Here is a 23,242-nt window from a genome sequence, read left to right as displayed (position 1 = left end):
CACCGTGACCGTCACTGAACTGGTGTCGTACGAGGACGCCCTCGCCGCCTATGACCCCGTCATGGGCCTCGAGGTCCACGTCGAACTCGGCACCAAGACCAAGATGTTCTGCGGCTGCTCGACCGAGCTGGGCGCCGAGCCCAACTCGCAGACCTGCCCGATCTGCCTCGGCATGCCCGGCTCCCTGCCGGTCGTCAACGCGATCGGCGTCGAGTCCGCCGTCAAGATCGGTCTCGCGCTGCACTGCGAGATCGCCGAGTGGTGCCGTTTCGCCCGGAAGAACTACTTCTATCCGGACATGCCGAAGAACTTCCAGACCTCGCAGTACGACGAGCCGATCGCCTTCAACGGCTATCTGGACGTCCAGCTGGAGGACGGCGAGGTCTTCCGCGTGGAGATCGAGCGCGCCCACATGGAGGAGGACACCGGCAAGTCGACGCACGTCGGCGGCGCCACCGGCCGTATCCACGGCGCGTCCCACTCCCTGCTCGACTACAACCGCGCCGGCATCCCGCTGATCGAGATCGTCACCAAGCCGATCGAGGGAGCGGGCGAGCGCGCCCCCGAGGTCGCCAAGGCGTACGTCGCCGAGCTGCGCGAGCTCATCAAGGCGCTCGGCGTCTCCGAGGCCCGCATGGAGCAGGGCCAGATGCGGTGCGATGTGAACCTCTCGCTGCGGCCCCACGGGGTCGAGAAGTTCGGCACGCGCTCGGAGACGAAGAACGTCAACTCGCTGCGGAGCGTGGAGAGGGCCGCCCGCTACGAGGTCCAGCGGCACGCCGCGGTGCTCTCCTCGGGCGGCACGATCATCCAGGAGACCCGTCACTTCCACGAGGACGACGGCTCCACGACGTCGGGCCGGGTCAAGGAGGAGGCCGAGGACTACCGGTACTTCCCCGAGCCCGACCTGGTGCCCGTGGCCCCGTCCCGTGAGTGGGTCGAGGAGCTGCGCGCGGGTCTGCCCGAGCTGCCGCGCGTACGACGTAACCGGCTGCGCGAGGAGTGGGGCGTCTCCGAGCACGACATGCAGTCGATCCTCAACGCGGGCGCGGTCGACCTGATCGTCGCCACCATCGAGGCGGGCGCGGACGCGTCCGCGGCGCGCAAGTGGTGGATGGGCGAGCTGGCCCGCCGCTCCAACGAGGACGGCGTCGAGCTGTCGTCGCTGCCGATCACCCCGGCCCAGGTGGCCCGGGTGGCCGCGATGGTGTCCTCCGGCGACCTCAACGACAAGCTGGCCCGCCAGGTCATCGAGGGCGTGCTCACCGGCGAGGGCGACCCGGACGCGGTCGTCGACAAGCGCGGTCTGAAGGTCGTCTCGGACGAGGGCGCGCTCGGCGCGGCCGTCGACGAGGCCATCGCGGGCAACGCGGCCATCGCCGACAAGATCCGCGGCGGCAAGGTCGCGGCGGTCGGCGCACTGGTCGGAGCAGTCATGAAGACCACCCGCGGCCAGGCGGACGCGGCCCGTGTGAAGGAACTGATCCTGGAGAAGCTGGGCGTCGAGGGCTGACACCGGCTCCGCCGCGCACAGGGGCGGCTCGCACCTCGGGTGCGGGTCGCCTCTTTCCGCGTCTACGGGCGGTGCCTACCGGTCGGCGTCTACGGGGCCGTGTCTACGGGTCTGGCGTCTACCGGTCTGTGTCCGCGGGTCTGTGTCCGCGGGTCCGCGTCTGCACACGGGTCTGCGTCTGCCGGCCTGTGTCTGCGGGTCCGTGTTTGCGCAGGGGACCGCGTCTACGGATCCGCGTCCGCGCACGGGTCCGGTCAGGCGTCGGGGCGCTCCCCTTCGCCGGCGCGCGCGAGGGCGGGGTCGCCCCTCGTCTCCCCCGTACCGCCAAGCCGGCCTCAGTGACGTATGCCCAGGCCCGGAAGCCACAGCTCGCCGCGGTCCTTGCAGCTGGCGTCCCGCGCGCGCAGCTCCTCCGGCTCCCGGGTGCCGCGGGCGCGCAGCTCCGTGAGCGCCAGGCGGGCCACCGCCGCCGCGGACGCGCGGTCCGGGTCCTCGATGTCCGTCTGCCACCAGCCCCGATCGCGCGACTGCCAGCCGCGCGCCACCATCTGATGCGCCCGCTCCGGGCTGTCCTCGCCGTCGCGGTCGTCGATCGAGGCGTGCAGGCCGTCCGCCAGGCTGTACGACACGAGCAGCTGGCGCCCCCGGTCCACTCCGCTGGTCAGGCAGAAGCTGGCCCAGTCCGTGCCGACCTGCACCGGAAGCTGCTCCACCCAGGCGGCGAGCAGCAGCTCCAGCGCGCTCTCGAAGTGCTCGAGACCCGAGGCCATGCGCGCGCCGGGGCGCTCCGTGGGGCGCTCGCCCGGGCCGCTGCGGTCCAGCTGCCAGGTGTACGGCAGATACTCGAAGTCGTGCGGCTCGTCCGCCGAACAGGGGCCGCCCCACTCGAACGTCCTGCGCTCCTCGCTCTCCAGCGCGTCCGTGCCGTGGACCGAGAGCTGCGCCCGGGTCCGGTTCCCCGCGAGCAGCACGACCCTGTCGCCGTCGCGCCAGCGGACGTTCGGGCCCTCCGCCGAGCCGCCGTACAGCGTCGGCTCTCCGATCCGGGCCACGACCGTGTCGTACACCTCCTGGAACGCCTCGCGCCGCTCCCGCAGCGAGGCCCCCGGTTCGTACAAGAGCACCGGGACCGGATCCTGGCCGAAGTGCCGGTCCGGTGCGTCGTGGAGCGAGCGCGCGAACTCCGCCGCCTCGCCTGGCGTGAGGACCGGCTCGTACCCGGTCGCCGATGGATAGTAGGTCCCCGTGTGGTCTGTCCCCCTGTAGTCCATATCCGTCATCGTGCCAGCAGTCACTGACAACTGACGCCGAGTAATGGGGGACCAAGACGCAATCTCGACGCCGGGCGGCCCGGCGCCGCCCGCTTGCCTGCCCGTGCGCAGGACGATCAGGCCGTATCGGGGCGCGGCGGCCCGCCGGAGCGGCTGAAACAAGAGGTCCACATTCTGGACACCCGCCGTCTCGGCGGAACGATCGAGTCCGTAGGCGGCCTGAGTTGGACTCTTCGCACGGGCTGTTGGACGTTCACCGTCACGCCGTTCATGGGCCTTCCCTCTGTCATCCGGCGCGATTACGTTCCCGGCCGTAACAAGGGAATCGGGAGGACGACGTGACCACGGACATCTCACGGAGGCGGCTGCTCGCACTCGGCGGGGGCGCCGTCGGCGCGGCGTCGGCCGGCTCGCTGCTGCCGCCCTCACTGCGGGCCGCGCTGGCCGCCGAGCCGCCGCGCGGCGGACTGCACGCGGTCAGGCACGTGGTCGTCCTGATGCAGGAGAACCGGTCCTTCGACCACTACTTCGGCGCCCTGCGCGGAGTGCGCGGCTTCGGCGACCGCAACGCCGTCGAACTGCCCTCCGGCGCCACGGTCTTCGAGCAGCCGGGACCGGAGCGCACGGTGCTGCCCTTCCCTGTGCGCGAGGCCGCCGAGGCGCAGAAGAAGGACCTGCAGTACATCGGCGACCTCGACCACTCCTGGAGCGGTGGCGCCAAGGCCTGGCACGACGGCTGGATGGACGGCTGGGTCTCCGCGAAGACCGCCGCCACCATGGCGTACTACGACCGGCGCGACCTGCCCCTGCACTACGAGCTCGCCGACACCTTCACCATCTGCGACGCCTACCACTCCTCGACCCACACCTCCACCAGCCCCAACCGCAACCACCTATGGAGCGGCTGGACCGGGTACGAGGCCGACGGCTCCCGGGCGGTGACCAACGCCGCGTACGCCGAGGGCGTCCATCCCGGCTACCCGTGGCCCACCTACGCGGAGCGGCTGGAAGCGGCCGGCCGCAGCTGGAAGACGTACCAGGAGTGGGAGAACTTCACCGACAACAACATCGAGTTCTTCACCGCCTTCAAGAAGATCGCGCGCAAGGCCCTCGCCAAGACCGGCGGCCACACCTTCATGGAGGCGTTCTACGCGAAGGTGCGCGAGAGCCAGGACGCCGCCGAGCGCGCGAGGCTGCTCGCCGCCCTGGAGGAGGGCGTCGCCACCCTCACGGCGGCGGAGCGGTCCCTCTTCGAGCGGGGGCTGCGGCGCGGGGAGACCGGCAGCCTCGCCGAGCGGTTCCGGGCCGACGTCGCCGCGGGCGAGCTGCCCGAGGTCTCCTACCTGGTGCCGTCCGCGCTGGACTCCGAGCACCCCGGCTCCTCGTCGCCCATAGCGTCCGCGTCCCTCGTCTACCAGGTGCTCGACGCGCTCGGCTCGCATCCGGAGGTATGGCGGCACACCGTCGTGCTGATCAACTACGACGAGAACGACGGCTTCTTCGACCATGTCCCGCCGCCCGTGCCGCCCGCCGAGAACGAGGACGAGCGGTGGCAGGGCCTGCCCGTCGGGCTCGGCGTGCGGGTCCCGATGCTGGTGATCTCCCCCTGGTCGGTCGGCGGCTATGTCTGCTCCGAGGTCTTCGACCACACCTCGGTGATACGGCTGCTGGAGAAGTGGACGGGCGTCGCGGAGCCGAACATCACGCCCTGGCGGCGCGCCGTCGTCGGCGATCTCACCTCCGCCTTCGACTTCCGGCGCGGCCGGCCACAGCCGGACGTGCGGCAGCCGGGACAGGCTCCGCCCTTCACCGGGCGCTGGCGGCCCGTTCCGCCGGCCGTGCAGCAGATGCCCGTGCAGGAGGAGGGCGTCCGTCCCGCGCGTCCGCTGCCGTACCAGCCGGACGCGCACGGCAAGGTCGTGGACGGGGTCTTCCGGCTGGCGCTGAGCAACAGCGGAAAGGCGAGCGCGCACTTCGCGCTCTATCCGTACGCGGGCGAGTTCCCCGTTCCGCAGCACAAGGACGTAAGGGGCAGGGCGCAGTGGTCGGTGCCCCTTACCAAGGACGCCTACCGCTTCACGGTCACCGGGCCGAACGGCTTCCGCCGCGAGTTCGCCGGGCGCGTGACCGGCGGCGCCCAGCTCTCCTCGTCCATCGACCACCACGACCGTGATCTGCATCTGATCCTGCGCAACGACGGCGACGAGGCGATCGTCTTCACCGTCCGCCCCCTCGGCTACGTCGACGAGGCCGATCTCGGCGACTGGACCCGCACGATCACCGTCAAGCCGGGCCGCAGCCGCACCGTCGTCCACTCGGCCGCGGACGCGCACGGCTGGTACGACGTCGAGGTGAGCGCCGAGGGCGACGCCGGAGCGGGGTTCCGCCGCCGCCTGATGGGCCACATCGAGAACGGGCGCGCGAGCGTCTCGGGCTGAGCCGGGCGGCGCTCGGCGCCCGCCATAGCGCGGCGCGCGCCCGGGGCGAACGAGCAAGGTCGTGCGCGGGGGCCCGGGACCGCTGGTCCAGGGCCCCCGCACCTCTGTGAGTATGGCCACGAAAGGGGCAAAGGATCACTATTGGCTGTCAGAGTTGCTCTTTGTTAGGACTTCGTTCTTTGCGGGCCGTTCCCGATCAAAGATCCACGAACCCCCAGGGAGCGATCCGTTGGCAGCTATCGCCCGGTGGTGCGTCCAGCACCGGCTCGTCGCCGTACTGCTGTGGCTGCTGGCGTTCGCAGGGGTCGCGGCGGCCGCGGGGACGGCGGGATCCGCGTACTCGAACGACTACGAGGTGCCGGGCGCCGAGTCCGGCCGGGCCGCGGCCCTCATCGAGGAGGGCTTCCACGGCAAGGCCGGCGACGCCGACACGATCGTCTGGCACACCGACCGGGGCAGCGTCCGCGCCGCCGGCGTCGAGCAGCGCATGTCCCAGATGCTCGAGGACGTCGCTCGGCTCGACGGGATAGCCGCCGTCGTCGGCCCGTACACAAGCGAGGGCGGCGCGCAGATCAGCGCCGACGGACGCACCGCCTACGCCGGCGTCACCTTCGACGAGCAGGCCGAGGACATACCCACCGCGCAGATCGACGCCGTCGTCGACAGAGCGCTCGCCGCCGAGGACGAAGGCGTCCAGGTGGCGCTCGGCGGAAGCGCTATAGCGCTCACCGAGGCGCCCGGCGGACATACGGCCGAGATCGTCGGAGTGGCCGTCGCCGCCGTCGTGCTCTTCCTCGCCTTCGGATCGCTCGCCGCCAGCCTGCTCCCCATCGCCACCGCCCTGGTGTCCGTCGGGACCGCCTACGCGGGCATCGTGCTGCTCGGCCATGTGATGACCGTCGCCGACTTCGCGCCGATGCTCGGCCTGCTCATCGGGCTCGGCGTCGGGATCGACTACGCCCTGTTCATCGTCACCAGACACCGCAAGGGCCTCAAACGCGGCCTGCCCGTGGGCGAGGCGGCCCGCAACGCCGTCGCCACCACCGGCCGCGCCGTCGTCTTCGCGGGCGCGACCGTCTGCATCGCGCTGCTCGGCATGCTCATCCTGCGCCTGAGCTTCCTCAACGGCGTCGCCATAGCTGCCTCGCTCACCGTCGTCCTCACCGTCGCCGCCTCGGTGACCCTGCTGCCCGCCCTGCTGTCCTTCATCGGCATGAAGGCGCTCAGCCGGCGCGAGCGCCGGCGCCTGGCCGAGCACGGTCCGCAGCCCGAGCTGCCGACCGGCTTCGCCGCCCGCTGGTCCGCGTTCGTGGAGCGGCGCCCCAAGCTGCTGGGCGGCGTCGCCGCCGCGGTCATGCTGGTGCTGGCCCTTCCCACGTTCTCGCTCCACCTCGGCACTTCCGACCAGGGCAACGGCCCCGCCTCCGCCACCACCCGCCAGGCGTACGACCTGCTCGCCGAGGGCTTCGGACCGGGCGTCAACGGGCCGCTGACCCTCGTCGCCCACCTCGACGGCGCCGACGAGCGCCTCGCCCTGGAGAAGCTGCCGGGCGCCCTCAGGGGCGCGGAGGGCGTCGCGTCCGTCGGCCCGGTCGCGTACAACAGCAGCGGCGACACGGCGGCGCTCGTCGTCGTGCCTCGGTCCGCGCCCCAGTCGCAGTCCACCAGCGACCTCGTCGACCGGCTGAGGCAGGACGTCCTGCCGGCCGCCGAGGACGGCACCTCCCTGGACGTCCAGGTCGGCGGCGTGACCGCCGGCTACGACGACTTCGCCGAGATCATCGTCGGCAAGCTGCCGCTCTTCGTCGGCGTCGTCATCGCGCTCGGCTGTCTGCTCCTGCTGTTCGCCTTCCGCTCGATCGGGATCCCGCTCAAGGCGGCGGCCATGAACGTCGCCGCCGTCGCCTCGTCCTTCGGGATCGTCGTGGCGATCTTCCAGTGGGGCTGGGGCAGCGAGCTGCTGGGACTGGGCCGGGCCGGGCCGATCGAGCCGTTCCTGCCGGTCATCATGGTCTCCGTGCTCTTCGGGCTCTCTATGGACTACCAGGTGTTCCTGGTGAGCCGGATGTACGAGGAGTGGCTGGAGACCCGCGACAACCGGCGGGCCGTGCGCGTGGGCCTCGCCGAGACCAGCCGAGTGATCAACTCCGCTGCTGTGATCATGATCTCGGTGTTCCTCGCCTTCGTCCTCAGCGGCGACCGCGTCATCGCGATGTTCGGCATCGCCCTGGCCGCGGCGGTCGCGCTGGACGCGTTCGTGCTGCGCACGCTCCTGGTGCCCGCGCTCATGCACATGCTCGGCGGCGCGAACTGGTGGCTGCCCGGCTGGCTGGACCGCCGGCTGCCGCGCATCAGCATCGAGCCGCCCGACCGCGGCCCGCATGCGAAGATCCCTGGGCAGCGCGCGAGCGAGAACGGGCAGCTCGTGCCGTAAGCACGGGGAGGACCAAGAGTGTTCGCGATATCGCTGGGCGACGACGGGGCGCAGCTGCGTCCGCTGGAGCCCTGGCAGGCCGAGGAGTACCTGGCCCACATGGACCGCGGGCGGGAGTTCATCGGCCAGTACATCCCGCTGGCCGCGTTGGCCGTCGACGTCGACTCGGCGCGCGCCTTCCTGCAGTCGTACGCCGACAAGCAGGCGGCGGACGCCGGCCGGATCTACGGCATCTGGCTGGACGGCAAGCTGGTCGGCGGGGTGCTCTTCCGGGTCTTCGACGCCGTACGGGAGTCCTGCGAGGTCGGCTGCTGGCTGGAGCCGTCCGCGGCGGGCAGGGGCCTGGTCACGCGCGCCGCCCGGGTGCTGATCGACTGGGCGGTCGAAGAGCGCGGGATGCACCGGATCGAGTGGGTGGCGTCCTCGGGCAACACGGCGAGCATCAAGGTCGCCGAGCGGCTCGGGATGACGCGGGACGGGGTCCTGCGGGAGAGCTACCCCTACCGCGGCAAGCGGCACGACTCGGAGATCTGGTCGGTGCTGGCCTCGGAGTGGCGGGCGGCGCGCTCGGCCCAGACCCGCTAGCGGGCTTCGGGCAAGCGCGTTAAGGGGACTCTCAGACAGGCGGCCTAGCGTGCGGTTCATGAACCGCAGCGAGACCGACGAGACCACAGACACGACCGACGCGGCCGGCACCGCGGCCGGAGCAGCAAAGGGCAAGACCGCAGAGCAGCCGGCACAGGCCACAGCGACCACGAAGGCCACGACGCCGGTGGACACGGCGAAGCCCGCCGGGGCGCCCGCCGCCGAGGCGGAGGACGCTATAGCGGCCGACGACGCCATAGAGCAGCCGCACCGCGCCGAGGGCGGCGCGCAGGACGACACGGGGGATGACCTCGGTCCGTCGAAGCGCGCCGCCGGCATCGGCGCCGCCGCGAGCGGCATCGTGTCCGCCGCGCTCGGCGTCATCGCCCTCAGCGGCAGCTGGGTCGGCAGGATCGCCGCCGAGCGGCAGACCCTGGTCGGCCAGATCGAGACCTCGCAGGGCGGCAACCCCGCCGAGCAGATCGCCGCCATCTACAGCGACGCCTGGCACACCACCGCCCTGGTCAACGGGATCTTCGCGCTCCTCGCCCTGATCGTCGGCGTGCTCGTGCTCGCCTGGCCCCAGCGGGCCGGCTGGGTCAGGGCCTTCGCCGTGGCCGGAGTCGTCCTCGGCGTCCTGGGCCTGATCGTCTCCACCGGCATGTACTTCGACCTCTTCCTCGACGTGCCCAGCGCCGGCGCTCCCACCGGCCCCTGAAACCCGGTGGCGGCCGGCGCCGCGGCCGATGTCCCATGGGCGCATGGATCATGACGAAGCACGCGCCCTCTTCGATCGGCAGATGCGCCGGAGCACCCGGCCCGAGGGGGTCGAACGAGTCGGCGACGTCGTACGGCAGGTCGGCGTCGGAGGCGACTGGAGCGGCATCCTCTGGTCCGACCTGGACCCGGCCACGGCCGACGAGGCGATCGCCGAGCAGGTGCGGTACTTCGCCGGCCTCGGCCGCGCGTTCGAGTGGAAGCTGTACTCCTACGACCGCCCCGACGACCTCGGCGCCCGGCTGAGCGCCGCGGGCTTCGTCCCGGAGCCCATGGAGACCCTGATGGTCGCCGAGGTCGCCTCGCTGCCCACCGACGTCGAGCTGCCTCAGGGCGTCGAGCTGCGCACGGCGACCGACGCGGCGGGCCTGGACCTGATGGCCGAGGTGCATCAGGACGCGTTCGGCGCGAGCAGCGCCCGGCTCAGGGAGCAGCTGGTCGCCCAGCTGGAGAGGACTCCGCACCTCCTTGAGGTCGTCGTCGCCACGGCGGGCTCGACGCCGGTGTCCTCGGCCCGCATCGAGCTGTACCCCGGAGCGGACTTCGCGAGCCTGTGGGGCGGCGGCACCGTCGAGGCGTGGCGCGGCCGAGGCGTCTATAGAGCGCTGGTCGCCCATAGAGCCCGCATCGCCGCCGAACAGGGCGTCCGCTACCTCCAGGTCGACGCCTCGGACCAGAGCAGGCCGATCCTCCAGCGGCTCGGCTTCGCCCCGCTGAGCACGACGACGCCGTACGTCTACGAGCCCTAGGCGCTCCAAGCCGCGCCCTAGGGGCGCCTTAGGCCGCAGCCCTAGGCGCCCCGTGTGCGTCTAAGGCCCCCCGTCCCGGCGAACATGCGTCACTCTCCCGATGTGGCGGACCCCCCTGGGAAGCGAGAGTTGAGGCATCGCAGAGAGCGATGCGGCGAAGAACCTCGCACCAAGGGAGCACGACATGTTCGAGTACGAGATCCAGCAGATGCGCCGGGCCGACCTCATCAAGGAGGCCGAGGACCAGCGCCTGGCCCACCAGCTCCGCCAGGCCCGCCGGGCGGCCAGACGGACTGCCAAGAACACAAGGGAGGGCCGGGTGAGTTCGGACCCGGCCCACCGCTTCACCCGCGCCGCGTAACCGGCGCAGGAGCCGGCGTGATGACCGTCATTCCGATCATGAGTGCCGTATCGCCGGATGCCTGTGCGATGCTCGGCAGCGTGGAGACTAGGACCGTCAGCCCGGTGTTCGTCGGCCGAGCCGGCGAACTGGCCCAGCTCACCGAAGCGCTCGCCCGCGCCGCCGGCACGATCGACAGCGGCCCCGCGGGCGAGCCGCAGGCGCTGCTCGTCGGCGGCGAGGCCGGGGTGGGCAAGACCCGGCTCGTCGAGGAGCTGCTCGCCGAGGCGTGCCGCCATGAGGCCGTCGTCGCGGTCGGCGGCTGTGTGGAGATAGGCGCGGACGGACTGCCGTTCGCGCCTTTCTCCACGGCTCTGCGCGCCCTGCACCGGCGGCTCCCCAAGGAGCTCGCCGCCGCGGCGGCGGGCCAGGAGGACGAGCTGGCACGGCTGTTGCCCGAGCTGGGGGAGACCTCGCGCGGCGAGCACGGCCGGCACGACGAGGAGAGCATGGCCCGTCTCTTCGAGCTCACCGCCCGGCTGCTGGAGCGGATCGCCGCCGACCGCACCATCGTCGTGGTCCTGGAGGACCTGCACTGGGCGGACGCCTCCACCCGCCATCTGCTCGGCTACCTCTTCCGCACCCTGCGCCGCGGCCGGCTCCTGCTGATCGCCACCTACCGCTCCGACGACGTCCACCGGCGCCACCCGCTGCGGCCCTTCCTCGCCGAGCTCGACCGGATGCGCACGGTCCAGCGCGTCGAGCTGACCCGCTTCAACCGCGGCGAGGTCCAGCGCCAGATGGCCGGCATCCTCGCCGCCGAGCCCGAACCGGCCCTGGTGGACCGGGTCTTCGAGCGCTCCGACGGCAACGCCTTCTTCGTCGAGGAGCTCGCCGCCAGCATCGACGAGTGCTGCCCCAACGGCCTGCCCGACTCGCTCCGCGACATCCTGCTCGTCCGCGTCGAGGCGCTGCCCGAGGACGCACAGCGGGTCGCGCGGATCGTCGCGGAGGGCGGCTCGACCGTGGAGTACGGGCTGCTGCACGCCGTCGCCCAGCTGTCCGAGGACGACCTCATCGAGGCGCTGCGCTCGGCCGTCGGCGCGAACATCCTGCTGGCCACCCCGGACGGCGACGGCTACCGCTTCCGCCACTCGCTCGCCCGCGAGGCCGTCAGCGACGACCTGCTGCCCGGCGAGCGCTCCCGGCTCAACCGCCGTTTCGCCGAGGTCCTGGAAGCGGACCCCTCACTCGTACGGCAGGACGAGCGCGCGATGCGGCTCGCCACGTACTGGTACCACGCCCACGACCCGGCCAAGGCGCTCCCCGCCGTGCTCAGCGCCTCGGTCGAGGCCCGGCGCCGGCATGCCTACGCCGAGCAACTGATCCTCCTGGAACGGGCGATGGAGCTCTGGGACAGCGTCCCCGACGGGCTCCGCGACGAGCTGCGGCCCGCCGACCACGCGGAGATCTACCCGCCGTGCGGCTGCGACGAGGCCAGCGCTCCGCTGTGCTTCCTCGACCTCATGGCGGAGGCGTGCGTCGCGGGACGGCTCAGCGGGGAGCGGGAGCGCGCGCTGAAGATAGCCAGGCGGGCCCAGCGGCTGGCCGAGGGCGACGACGACAATCTGCGCGCGGCCTGGTTCTCGGTGCAGCGCTCGCGGCTGGTCTCGCAGCTGGGCCGCGGCGACGGCTGGGCCGAGCTGGGCAAGGCGCAGGAGCTCGTACGCGGACTGCCGCCGTCCGCCGTGCACGCGGAGGTGCTGGCGGAGGCGGCCTCATGGGGGACTCTGCACGACCCCGGGCCGGAGAGCCTGGCGACGGCCGAGCGCGCGATCGAGTACGCGCGCATGGTCGGCGAGGAGGCCACCGAACTGCGCGCCCGGCTCACGCTCGGCAGCCTCATGGTCGACGCGGGCGACGTCGAGGGCGGGCTCGCGGAGATGCGCGCCGTCAACGACCGGGCCGGCGCCCTCGAGCTCACCAGCCAGGTGGCGCTCGTCCATGTGAACCTGCCCTCTGTGCTGGAGGGCGCGGGGCGCTCCCAGGAGGCGGTCGACGTCTCCGAGGAGGGTGTCAGACTCTCCCGTGAGTACGGCCTGTTGGACAACGAGGCCTGGGTCTGCACCAATCTCGCGGAGTCGCTCGCCTCGCTCGGGCGCTGGGACGAGGCAGCCCAGAAGGCGGAGCGGGGGCTGCGGATCGCCCTGAGCCCGAAGCCGCGCGGGTACGCGGCGACCTGGACGGCCTGGCTGGCGCTGGCCAGGGGCGACGCGGCGAAGGCGGCGGAGTGCCTGGAGGCCGCGGTCGCCCACTTCGGCCCGCACGACCCGATGCCGCAGTCGTCCCTGCCGCTGAACACCCTGGCGCTGCGGGTGGCCGCGGCACAGGGGCGGATCGCCGACGCCCGGGAGGAGTTCGAGCGCGCCGCGAAGGCGGGCTTCCCGCCGGGCACCCAGCGGTACGCGTGGCCGCTCCTGCGCGCGGCCGCCACGCTCGAGGCGGACACCCGCGGCCTGCCCGCCGCGGAGGAGGGCCGCGCCCAGGCGCTGGACCGTATCCGCAAGGCGGCCAGGGGCCTGGTCACCGCGGTGCCGGTGTGGACGGCCCACGAGCAGTGGGTCCGTGCGGAGCTGCGCCGCGCCGAGGGCGAGGACACGGCGTCCGACTGGGCGGAGGCGGCGGCCGCGTTCGAGCTGGTGGGGCGTCCCTACGACCTGGCGAACGTCCGCTTCCGGTGGGCGCAGGCCCTGCTCCAGTCGTCGTCGGCGGTCGACGGGACCCGCGCGCAGGCCACCGACCTGCTGCGCCAGGCCCAGGCCACGGCCGAGCGCCTGGGCGCGCGGCCCCTGGCCGAGGACGTCGCGCTGCTGGCCCAGCGCGCCCGCATCGCCCTGACGGACGCCCCCGCCCCCGCAGCGACCGCCCCGGCACCGGTCCTCGGCCTGACCCGCCGTGAACAGGACGTCCTGCGCCTGGTCGCCGCGGGCCGCAGCAACCGCCAGATCGCCGAGGAGCTCTACATCTCCCCGAAGACGGCGAGCGTCCACGTCTCCAACATCCTGTCCAAGCTCTCCGTAGCCACCCGCGGCGAGGCGGCCGCACTGGCCCACCGCCTGCGGATGTTCCCTCCGCAGGCGAGCTCGGCGTAGAGCGGGGGAGGCGCGTCGGGGCGCCCCGGGCGCGCTGCCCAGCCCGCGGCCCTGCGCCCAGCCCGCGGCCCTGCGCCCGGACCCCGGCGCAGGGCAGGGACCCCAGCCCCCGGACCCGCAGCCCAGCCCCCGGCCCGGACGCGGTACCGGGCCGCACGAGGGCGCGAACGCTCGCAGGGTGGCCGCCTGCCAGGCGGCCCAAGCTCACGGCCCGGACCCTAGCCCCGGCCCTGGACCGCAGCACATGGCCAGGACCCAGTCCCCGAACCCGCAGCCCAGCTCTCGGCCCTCGGCGCGGACCCCAGCGCAGGGTCCGGACCCAGCCCCCGAACCTGCAGCCCAGCCCCTGGCTCTCCGCCCAGCCCCGGCCTCCGGCCCGGACCCCGGCCTCGGCTGGACGCCGGACCGGGCCGCACGCGGGCGCGAGCGCTCGCAGGGCGGCCGCTTCCCAGGCGGCCCAAGCTCACGGCCCTCGGCCCGGGGCCCCGCTCGCCCCGGCACCGCCCCCAGCAGCGCCTCAGGCGTCCGACGAGCCCGTGTCGTCTCGCTCCGACCCGCCGGCGCGAACGGTCACCTTCCCCGAGGCGAGGTCTATCGGGCCTCGGCTCGGGTCGCTGTCGCCTATGTCCACCCTCGTCAGCGCCAGACGGTTGCGTTCGTCCTCCTCGTGCTTGCGGGCCGGTGCGAAGAGCTCATCCATGAGGTTCAACACAAGCTGTCCACCCCTTACTTCACCTCCAAGCGGAGGATCTTGTCGTCTCCCGGCTCGGGCGTGCCCCGGGTGTCCGTCTCGCTGGTGACGAGCCAGAGCTTGTCGCCGCCCGCCGACTGGACCGTGCGCAGGCGGCCGTGCTCCTCCTCCAGGAACGCCTGTGGCTCCGCGGAGAGTTCCGTCCCCGCCAACGGGATCCGCCAGAGCCGCTTGCCCTGGAGCGCCGCCATCCAGATCGAGCCCTGCGCGTACGCGATGCCGCTGGGGGATGCCTCGCTGGTCTTCCACACCGCCACCGGGTCGACGAAGCCCGCCTTGCCTCCCTTGCCCTCCACCTCCGGCCAGCCGTAGTTCTTGCCGGGCTCGATGAGATTCAGCTCGTCCCAGGTGTTCTGCCCGAACTCCGCTGCCCACAGGCGCTTCTCGGAGTCCCAGGCGATCCCCTGCACATTGCGGTGGCCGTACGAATAGACCACCGAGTCGGCCTCCGGATTGCCGTGGACCGGCTGGCCGTCCGGCGTCATCCGCAGGATCTTGCCGCCCAGCGACTCCTTGTCCTGCGCGAGCCCCGTCTCGCCGGTCTCGCCCGTGCCCGCGTACAGCATCTTGTCCGGGCCGAACGCGATCCGCCCGCCGTTGTGGACGACGCCCTTGGGGATGCCTCTCAAGATCGTGTCCGGCGCGCCCAGTTGCTGGCCTGCGGGCTTCGCCTCGTCGTACAGCATGCGGGCGATGCGGTTGTCCGACTCCGTCGTGAAGTACGCGTACACCTGGTGGTCCGAGGCGAACGACGGCGACACGGCCAGGCCCAGCAGACCGCCCTCGCCCGCCGGCGAGACGCCCGGCACCGAGCCGATCACCGTCTGCTTTCCGCTCTCCCCGTCGATCCGGCTGATCGTGCCCTCGTCGCGCGAGCCGACCAGCAGATCCCCCTCGGGCAGCGGCGCCAGCCCCCATGGCGACTTGAGGTCCTCGGTCAGCGTCGACGCCACCTTCACGGAGCCCTTCGCCGGCGGCCCCTTCGGGCTTGGCGAGCTCTCCGGAGCGTCGGGGGAGGCGGCCGGCGCGGTGGTGGTCTTCTGGCCCACCGGATCCTTCGTGTCGCCGGACGAGCACCCGGACGCGAGCAGCAGCACGGCAGCGGCCAACACGGCCGTCACAGCAGGACGTTGCACAGTTCTGATCCCTTCGACGGCGGCTTGCCCATGCGAGCTGCCTGACTACTGTTCTTACACCGCAGCCGCCCCACAGGTTCCCGATCTTCGAAGACGAATCCGAGGCGATGGCGCCGAACCTCCCACGCGAGCCGGGCGGCCCGGGAGCCGAGCGGGCAGGGAGCCGGGAGCCGACCAGCCCGGAGCCCAGCGGGCAGGGAGTCGAGCAGCCGACCAGCCCGGAGCCGAGCCGCCGGGGACCCCGCCCCACCGCCCCCTTCAGTCCCAGGATCCCCGCGCCGGCGGCAGTCCCGCCAGCTCAGCCCGGTCGTCGTCCGTCAGCTCCAGCTCCGCCGCGCCCGCGTTCTGCACCGCCCACTCCGCCCGCTTCGCGCCCGGCACCGGCACCACCTTGCGCCCCTGCCCCAGCACCCAGGCCAGCGCCACCTGCGCCGGAGTCGTACCCGGACCGTGCCGCTCCGCGACCCGTCGCAGCCCCGCCACCACCGGCTGGTTCGACGCCATCATCTCCGCCGTGAAACGGGGGTGCCTGGCCCGTACGTCGTCCGGCTCGAAGCCCTGGCCTGGCTTGAGCGTGCCGGTCAGAAAGCCGTTCCCCAGCGGCATCGCCGCCAGAAAGCCCACGCCCCGCGCCTCGCACCACGGCAGCAGCCGCTCCAGCGCGTCCGGCGACCACACCGACAGCTCCGCCTGTACCGCGCTCACCGGGAAGACCTGCTGCACCCGCTCCAGCTGGCGAATCGTTCCGTCATGCAGATGCGACCCGCCCCGGCGCGAGGCCCGCGCCCCCACCGCGCACATCCCGAGCGCCCGTACCTTCCCCGCGCTCACCAGCTCCGCCATCGCGCCCCAGGTCTCCTCGACCGGGATCTCCGGATCGGCCCGGTGCAGCTGATAGAGGTCGATCACATCGGTCCCCAGCCGGCGCAGCGAGGCGTCGCACGCCCGCCTCACATAGCCGGGCCGCCCATTGGCCACCACGTGCTGGTCGCCCACCAGCAACCCGACCTTCGTCGACACGAAGGCGTCCCGTCGCCGCTCCTTGAGCACCCGGCCGACCAGCAGCTCATTGGTGAAGGGGCCGTACATGTCGGCCGTGTCCAGCAGGCTGGAACCGGCGTCGAGCGCGGCGTGCACCGTGCGCAGCGATCGGTCGCCGCGCTGCTGCGAGCCGGTGTAGGCCCAGCTCATCGGCATACAGCCGAGCCCGACGGCGCCCACTTCGAGGGCCGCCGCACCGATAGTCCTGCGCTCCAACTGCCGTACCCCTCCCTTGGCCGCTCCCCAAACTAGCCAATGCGGACCGGAACCCTTCGCATAGCCTCCTGACCATGACAGACGATGTATGGCTCCCCATCGCGGCAGACGAGATCGACGGCCTCCCCGACCCCTCGGCGACGGGCTCCCGGAAGGGTCTCAACTACCTGTACTGGAACGGCGGTCCGGACTACCCCGGCGACCCCGCCGACTGCGTCTTCTACGCGGTCCCCTACATGAAGCCCAGCGGGATCGTCGTGCCTCCGCTGGCCGCCATGACCTCGGTGTGCGTCGTGCAGACCCTCTCCGCCGGGATCGACCACGTCCAGCCGGGGCTCGGCTCGCTCCGCCCCGGCGTACAGCTTTGCAACGCCAGGGGGGTGCACGAGGCGTCCACAGCGGAGCTGACGCTCGCCCTGATCCTCGCCTCCCTGCGCGGAATCCCCGGCTTCGTGCGCGGCCAGGACAAGGAGGAGTGGCGAGGGGGCTTCTACCCGGCGCTCGCCGACAAGTCGGTGCTCATCGTCGGCTACGGATCGATCGGCGCGGCCATCGAGGACCGGCTCGCGCCCTTCGAGTGCGCGCGAGTGGCGCGCGTCGCGCGCTCCGGACGCGCAACGGCGCGCGGCGAAGTGCGCGCACTCACCGATTTGCCCGCCCTGCTCCCCGAAGCGGACGTCGTGATCGTCTCCACGCCGCTCACCGAGCAGACGAAAGGCCTGGTCAACGCCAGTTTCCTGGCGCGGATGAGGGACGGGGCGCTGCTCGTGAACGTCGCGCGCGGCCCAGTCGTCGACACGAAGGCCCTGCTCGCGGAGGTGGAGAGCGGAAGGATCACGGCGGCCCTGGACGTCACCGACCCGGAGCCGCTGCCCCCGGGGCATCCGCTATGGCATGCGCCCGGCGTCCTCATCAGCCCCCATGTGGGCGGCTCGACCTCGGCGTTCATGCCGCGCGCCAAGCGGCTGCTGGCCGGTCAGCTGACCCGGTTCGCGGCGGGGGAGCCGGTGCGCAACGTGGTGCTGACGACCGGGTAGCGCGGCCGCTTCCGCACGCTCCGGCGCGCTTCCGGCACTCTATGAAGTCACCCGAATGCGCCGCGTGCCGACGATGCCACTGATCGTCACAGAGAGTAGAGGAACTATGTCCCTGAGTGACGAGACTGGTGTATCGTCCCGACCTGGGGGCTGCACCGAGACAAGGGGCGGTGCCGGCACGCGACCTGACTGCCGATCAGACTTCGAGGGGGGCGACGGGCGATGCACGGCCAATGGACCAACGATCCGACGCTGCGGGGCCGCCGACAGCGACCCGCGCGCGCTCCGCAGCGCAGACCCGATCCGACGGCGGTCCTGCGGACGCCCGCTCTCGCGGCGGCGGCCGCGGAGCATTCTCGGCCGACCGCGTCGACTGCGTCGACAGCGCTGCCGGTGGATGCGACCGCGCCGACGGATGCGACCGCGCGGACCGACCTGAGGAAGAGGAAGTCGAGAGGGTCGACGACGTCGACGAAGCCCACGGGGTCGGCAACGGCGCCGAGGGCCGCTCGCCGGACGACCGCGGACGCACGGCCTCTCCGAGGGCCGCTCGTCCCGCTCTCGACCCTCCCGACGCCGACCGTCCCGGCACCGACCGTCCTGGGGCTCACCCTCCCGGTGCCGACGATCCCGTACGCCACCGTCCTGGCACCGACCGCCCTGACGTCAACCGTCCCGGCACCGACCGTCCCGGGGCTCACCCTCCCGGTGCCGACCGCCCTGACCTCGACCGTCCCGGCGCCGACCACCCCGTACGCCACCCTCCTAGCGTCCACCCTCCCGGCGTCCACCATCCCGCCCATGGCCGTCCTCCCGCCCACGGGCATCCTCCCGCCCCCCGGCCCCCGGCCTTCCGCCGTCCCGCCGGGCGCAGTGTGCGACGGGGCGGCCCGGTGAGCGCCCCGGGGGTTCTCATGGCCCGGCGTACCGTCTCCGGCGGCGACAAGGCAGGCGGCGGATCGAGCATCATGCCGCAGCTCGTCCTCGCCTTCCTCTGCGCCGGCTATGGCGTGGGCGCCGCGTTCGGCTGGGGCTCGCGCGGACTCGCCCTGATCATGGGCGACTTCGGCCTGAGCGCCGCCGCTCTGGTCGCCGCCGGCTCCTGCTTCGTCTACGCCCGCGCCAGAGAGAGCCGTTTCCGGCCGGCGTGGCTGCTGTTCGCGCTCTCCTCGGCCATGGCCGCCGGCGGGAACGCGGTCTGGGGGTGGTACGAGGTCGTGCTGGACCGCGAAGTGCCCAGCCCGTCCGTCGCCGACCTGTTCTTCCTCTGCTTCGCGCCGCCGGCCATCGTCGGCCTGCTGGTCCTCGCCAAGCGGCCCGTCACCAGGGCGGGCTGGGTCTGCCTCGCCCTGGACGCCTGGCTGATCGGCGGGTCGCTGCTGACGCTGTCCTGGAGCCTGGCGCTCGCGCACACCGCGCGGGTCCAGGGCGAGAGCGTGGCCCCCGCGGCCCTCTCCCTCGCCTATCCGCTGCTTGACATCGTTCTCGTCAGCATGGTTCTCGCGCTGCACTTCCGGCGCTCGGCCGCCAATCGCTCCGCGATCAACACCGCCATCGCCGCGCTCGCCCTGACCGTGCTCTGCGACGCCCTGTTCACCTCGCCGCTGCTGCGCGAGAACTACCGCTCGGGCCAGCTCCTGGACGCCGGCTGGTTCGCCGGGTCGCTGCTGCTCGCGTACGCGCCCTGGGGCGCGCGCCGCACACAGGAGGCCGCGCGGCCGCCGCGCGGACCGCGTCACCCCAGCCGCCCCGTCGCGGGCTCGCTGGCCGCCCTCACGCCGTACCTCGCCGCCGCCGTCTGCACCCTCGGGATCCTCTACAACGTCATCGAGGGCCGCCGCGTCGACCGCGTCGTCGTCCTCACCGGCTGCACGGTCGTGCTCGCCCTGGTCGTACGGCAGGGCATCATGCTCCTCGACAACATCGCCCTCACCCATGAGCTGGCGCAGAAGGAGAACCACTTCCGCTCGCTCGTCCAGGGCTCCAGCGACGTCATCATGATCGCCGCGCCCACCGGAGTGCTGCGCTATGTCAGCCCCGCCGCGACCGGCGTCTATGGACGCGACGCCGACGAGCTGATCGGCTCCGAGCTGGCCTCGCTCATCCACCCGGAGGACCTGGGGCGCGTGGTGCACGAGGTGCGCCGGTTTCTGGCCGCTCCTCCCGCCGACGAGCCCACGACCAGGATCGAGTGCCGCTTCAAGTCGGGCACGGGCGACTGGCTCAACGTCGAGTCCACCGTCAACCGCCACCAGGGCGGCCTGATCTTCAACAGCAGGGACGTCACCGAACGGGTGCGCCTCCAGGCGCAGCTCCAGCACAACGCCGAGCACGACCCGCTCACCGACCTGCCCAACCGCGCCCTGTTCACCGAGCGCGTCCGCCAGGCCCTCACCGGCCGCCGCGCGGGCGACTCCGGCACCGCCGTGCTCTTCATCGACCTCGACGGCTTCAAGGGGGTCAACGACCGGCTCGGCCACCAGGCCGGCGACGAGCTGCTGATCCAGGCGGCCCGCCGCCTCCAGGACTCCGTACGGGCCGGGGACACCGCCGCCCGCCTCGGCGGCGACGAGTTCTCCGCCCTCATCGTCGGCGACGGCTCCCGCGACCGGTCCGCCCGCGAGTACCAGGTCCAGGAGATCGCCGACCGGCTGCGCCTGACCCTCTCCCAGCCCTACCGGATCGACGGGAACGACGTCCGTGTGGCCGCCTCCATCGGCGTCGCCTTCGCCGAGCCCGCGATCAGCCCCACCGACCTCATGCGCAACGCCGACCTCGCCATGTACCGCGCCAAGGCCGCGGGCAAGGACCGCGTCGAGCTGTACGCCCCGCAGATGCAGGCCGAGGTCGTCCGGCGCACGGAACTGGCCGCGCGGCTGCGCAGCGCCCTGCACGAAGGCGAGTTCGCGCTGCTCCACCAGCCCGTGGTGAGCCTCGCCACCGGCCGGATCGCCTCCGTCGCCGCGCAGGCCCGCTGGCGCTCCGCGCAGGGCATCCTGTTCACCCCGGCCGAGTTCCTGCGGGTCGCCGAGGACAGCGACCGCACCGCCGAGCTCGGGCGCTGGATGCTCGAAGAGGCCGTGGAGCAGGCCGCCGACCGCGGCAGGGCCGGCCACCGGGTGCCCGTGTCGGTGCGCATCTCGGCCCGTCGGCTGCTCGACGAGTCCCTGCCGCTGGGCTCCGTCGAGGCCCTGCTGACCCGGCACGGGCTGGCCTCCGGGGCGCTGGTGATCGAGCTCGCCGACAGCGATCCGCGGATCTCCTTCGACGAGCTGGAGCAGCGGCTGGTCGCGCTGCGCAGACTCGGCGTGCACATCGCCCTGGACGGCTTCGGCAGCGGGTACGCCGCGATCAACGCGCTGCGCCGCCTTCCGGTGGACGTACTGAAACTGGACAGAGGTCTGGTCGAGGGCGTCGTAGAGTCGGCGAGACTGCACAAGATCACCGCGGGACTGCTGCGGATCGCCTGCGACCTGGGCATGCAGTCCGTGGCCGACGGAGTGGACCTGCCCGAGCAGGTGCTGGCCCTGCGCGCCATGGGGTGCACGCACGGCCAGGGCATGGCGTTCTCGGGGCCGCTGGACGAGTACCGGCTGCGGCGCGCCCTCGTGCGCGAGGAGTTCCCGGTGCCCGGCGGGGTCGCTCTGCCCGTGCTGACCGGTGGCGCGTTCCCTGCCCACAATGGCTCAAATAATGAGACGCGCGTCCCACCCACTTGACAGTGATAGCGCACGAGGGGGAGGGTCATTGCCATGCGCACCCGAATTCTCGTACTTGAAAAGCGCGTCGGCTGAGCAGGGCCGTTTGAAGGCCCTGCAGACACCTCCCGACGCGCTCCCCTCGCTTGCCTCACGGCACGAGGGGTTTTTTGTTGCACTGGATCGTCCCAAACCCTCGCAAAAACCCTCAGCTTCGAGAAGAGAATGCCGATGACCGAGCAGGCCACCGGGGCCCACCATCCGCAGCCGCGGGCCCGTAACGGCGGATCGACCCCCGCCACCGTTGAGCACGTCACGGGTGCGCAGTCCCTCATTCGCTCGCTCGAGGAAGTCGGGGCCGAGACGGTATTCGGCATTCCGGGAGGCGCCATCCTCCCCGCGTACGACCCGATGATGGACTCCACCAAGGTCCGTCACGTTCTGGTCCGCCATGAGCAGGGGGCCGGCCACGCCGCCACCGGCTACGCCCAGGCCACCGGCAAGGTCGGCGTCTGCATGGCCACCTCGGGGCCCGGCGCGACCAACCTGGTCACCCCGATCGCCGACGCGCACATGGACTCCGTGCCGCTGGTCGCGATCACCGGTCAGGTCGCGTCCAAGGCGATCGGCACGGACGCCTTCCAGGAGGCGGACATCTGCGGCATCACGATGCCGATCACCAAGCACAACTTCCTGGTCACCAAGGCCGCCGACATCCCGCGCACCATCGCCGAGGCGTTCCACATCGCCTCGACCGGGCGCCCGGGACCGGTCCTGGTCGACATCGCCAAGGACGCGCTCCAGGCGCAGACCACCTTCAGCTGGCCGCCGCAGCAGGACCTGCCCGGCTACCGCCCGGTGACCAAGCCGCACGCCAAGCAGATCCGCGAGGCCGCGAAGCTGATCACCAACGCCAAGCGGCCCGTCCTGTACGTCGGCGGCGGCGTCCTGAAGGCCGGCGCCACCGCCGAGCTGAAGGTCCTCGCCGAACTCACCAACGCCCCCGTCACCACCACCCTGATGGCGCTGGGCGCGTTCCCCGACAGCCACCCGCTGCACGTGGGAATGCCGGGCATGCACGGTGCGGTCACCGCCGTCACCGCGCTGCAGAAGGCCGACCTGATCGTCGCCCTCGGAGCCCGCTTCGACGACCGCGTCACCGGCAAGCTGGACAGCTTCGCTCCGTACGCCAAGATCGTCCACGCCGACATCGACCCGGCCGAGATCGGCAAGAACCGCGCCGCCGACGTCCCGATCGTCGGCGACGCCCGCGAGGTCATCGCCGATCTGGTCCAGGCCGTCCAGGCCGAGCACAGCGAGGGCCACACCGGCGACTACAGCGCCTGGTGGAAGGACCTCGACCGGTGGCGGGACACCTACCCCCTCGGCTACAGCCAGCCGGAGGACGGCAGCCTCTCCCCGCAGCAGGTCATCCAGCGCATCGGCCAGCTCGCGCCCGAGGGCACGATCTACGCGGCGGGCGTCGGCCAGCACCAGATGTGGGCCGCCCACTTCATCGACTACGAGCGTCCCGCCACCTGGCTGAACTCCGGCGGCGCCGGGACGATGGGGTACGCGGTCCCGGCCGCCATGGGCGCCAAGGCCGGCATGCCGGACCGCACGGTCTGGGCGATCGACGGCGACGGCTGCTTCCAGATGACCAACCAGGAGCTGGTCACCTGCGCGCTGAACAACATCCCGATCAAGGTCGCGATCATCAACAACGGCGCGCTCGGGATGGTCCGCCAGTGGCAGACCCTCTTCTACAACCAGCGCTACTCCAACACCGTGCTGCACTCCGGCCCGGACGCCTCCGGCAAGGAGCCCAGCGCGGGCACCCGCGTCCCGGACTTCGTCAAGCTCTCCGAGGCGATGGGCTGCGTCGCGATGCGCTGCGAGTCCCCGGACGACCTGGACAAGGTCATCGCCGAGGCCAACGCGATCAACGACCGCCCCGTCGTGATCGACTTCATCGTCCACGAGGACGCGCAGGTCTGGCCGATGGTCGCCGCGGGCACCTCCAACGACGAGGTCATGGCGGCGCGCGGCGTCCGCCCCGACTTCGGCGACAACGAAGACGACTGAGAGCCGTAGAAGAGGTATG

15 protein-coding genes are annotated in these 23,242 nt (G+C 72.3%); 11 read left to right on the top strand and 4 right to left on the bottom strand.

What is annotated here, in order from left to right:
• The first annotated feature begins 4 nt into the window (after positions 1-4).
• Positions 5-1,513 (top strand): Asp-tRNA(Asn)/Glu-tRNA(Gln) amidotransferase subunit GatB, encoded by a 1,509-nt coding sequence (gene gatB, locus AB0M39_RS00180; protein ID WP_365358413.1) that lies wholly within the window; start codon positions 5-7, stop codon positions 1,511-1,513.
• A 335-nt stretch (positions 1,514-1,848) separates the two neighbouring features.
• Here the strand turns inward: gatB and AB0M39_RS00175 are convergent, their stop codons facing one another.
• A complete protein-coding gene (locus tag AB0M39_RS00175; protein ID WP_365358411.1) occupies positions 1,849-2,784 on the bottom strand; it encodes a hypothetical protein in 936 nt (311 codons plus the stop codon).
• A 338-nt stretch (positions 2,785-3,122) separates the two neighbouring features.
• On the opposite strand from AB0M39_RS00175, the gene AB0M39_RS00170 reads away from it, so the two are divergent.
• The 7 genes from AB0M39_RS00170 (at position 3,123) to AB0M39_RS00140 (ending at position 13,259) form a co-directional block, all read left to right on the top strand.
• A complete protein-coding gene (locus AB0M39_RS00170) occupies positions 3,123-5,222 on the top strand; it encodes a phosphocholine-specific phospholipase C (RefSeq protein WP_365358410.1) in 2,100 nt (699 codons plus the stop codon).
• Positions 5,223-5,451: 229 nt separating this feature from the next.
• A complete protein-coding gene (locus tag AB0M39_RS00165) occupies positions 5,452-7,656 on the top strand; it encodes an MMPL family transporter (RefSeq protein WP_365358408.1) in 2,205 nt (734 codons plus the stop codon).
• Positions 7,657-7,674: 18 nt separating this feature from the next.
• Positions 7,675-8,241 (top strand): GNAT family protein, encoded by a 567-nt coding sequence (locus tag AB0M39_RS00160; protein ID WP_365358406.1) that lies wholly within the window; start codon positions 7,675-7,677, stop codon positions 8,239-8,241.
• Between the two features lie 58 nt (positions 8,242-8,299).
• Complete coding sequence (locus AB0M39_RS00155) at positions 8,300-8,959, top strand: hypothetical protein (protein ID WP_365358404.1); 660 nt, start codon at positions 8,300-8,302, stop codon at positions 8,957-8,959.
• Positions 8,960-9,002: 43 nt separating this feature from the next.
• Positions 9,003-9,767: a GNAT family N-acetyltransferase gene (locus tag AB0M39_RS00150; RefSeq protein WP_365358402.1), complete on the top strand. Its 765-nt coding sequence runs from the start codon at positions 9,003-9,005 to the stop codon at positions 9,765-9,767.
• Between the two features lie 184 nt (positions 9,768-9,951).
• Positions 9,952-10,128, top strand: a complete 177-nt coding sequence (locus tag AB0M39_RS00145; protein ID WP_365358400.1) for a hypothetical protein — start codon at positions 9,952-9,954, stop codon at positions 10,126-10,128.
• A gap of 68 nt (positions 10,129-10,196) precedes the next feature.
• On the top strand, positions 10,197-13,259 hold the full coding sequence (locus AB0M39_RS00140; protein WP_365358795.1) for an AAA family ATPase: 3,063 nt from the start codon (positions 10,197-10,199) through the stop codon (positions 13,257-13,259).
• A 517-nt stretch (positions 13,260-13,776) separates the two neighbouring features.
• Here AB0M39_RS00140 and AB0M39_RS00135 read toward each other — a convergent pair.
• From AB0M39_RS00135 to AB0M39_RS00125, 3 genes are all read right to left on the bottom strand, one after another.
• Positions 13,777-13,971: a DUF6191 domain-containing protein gene (locus AB0M39_RS00135; RefSeq protein ID WP_365358398.1), complete on the bottom strand. Its 195-nt coding sequence runs from the start codon at positions 13,969-13,971 to the stop codon at positions 13,777-13,779.
• A gap of 14 nt (positions 13,972-13,985) precedes the next feature.
• The gene (locus AB0M39_RS00130) at positions 13,986-15,131 is read right to left on the bottom strand and encodes a PQQ-dependent sugar dehydrogenase (protein ID WP_365358396.1); all 1,146 of its coding nucleotides are present in this window, start codon (positions 15,129-15,131) and stop codon (positions 13,986-13,988) included.
• 273 nt (positions 15,132-15,404) lie between these two features.
• Positions 15,405-16,403 carry an aldo/keto reductase gene (locus AB0M39_RS00125; protein WP_365358394.1) on the bottom strand — a complete coding sequence of 333 codons (999 nt, stop codon included), beginning with the start codon at positions 16,401-16,403 and terminating at the stop codon, positions 15,405-15,407.
• Between the two features lie 74 nt (positions 16,404-16,477).
• Here AB0M39_RS00125 and AB0M39_RS00120 point away from each other — a divergent pair, with 74 nt between their 5' ends.
• The 3 genes from AB0M39_RS00120 (at position 16,478) to AB0M39_RS00110 (ending at position 23,223) form a co-directional block, all read left to right on the top strand.
• Positions 16,478-17,440: a 2-hydroxyacid dehydrogenase gene (locus AB0M39_RS00120; protein WP_365358392.1), complete on the top strand. Its 963-nt coding sequence runs from the start codon at positions 16,478-16,480 to the stop codon at positions 17,438-17,440.
• 893 nt (positions 17,441-18,333) lie between these two features.
• Positions 18,334-21,159, top strand: a complete 2,826-nt coding sequence (locus AB0M39_RS00115; RefSeq protein WP_365358390.1) for an EAL domain-containing protein — start codon at positions 18,334-18,336, stop codon at positions 21,157-21,159.
• Positions 21,160-21,363: 204 nt separating this feature from the next.
• Complete coding sequence (locus tag AB0M39_RS00110) at positions 21,364-23,223, top strand: acetolactate synthase large subunit (protein WP_365358388.1); 1,860 nt, start codon at positions 21,364-21,366, stop codon at positions 23,221-23,223.
• Positions 23,224-23,242 lie beyond the last annotated feature (19 nt).

Origin of the sequence: Streptomyces sp. NPDC051907 (assembly GCF_040681075.1) — a bacterium.
GTDB lineage: Bacteria > Actinomycetota > Actinomycetes > Streptomycetales > Streptomycetaceae > Streptomyces.
The sequence above is the reverse complement of the archived record's forward strand: the minus strand, read 5'-3'. Positions and strand labels throughout refer to the sequence as shown.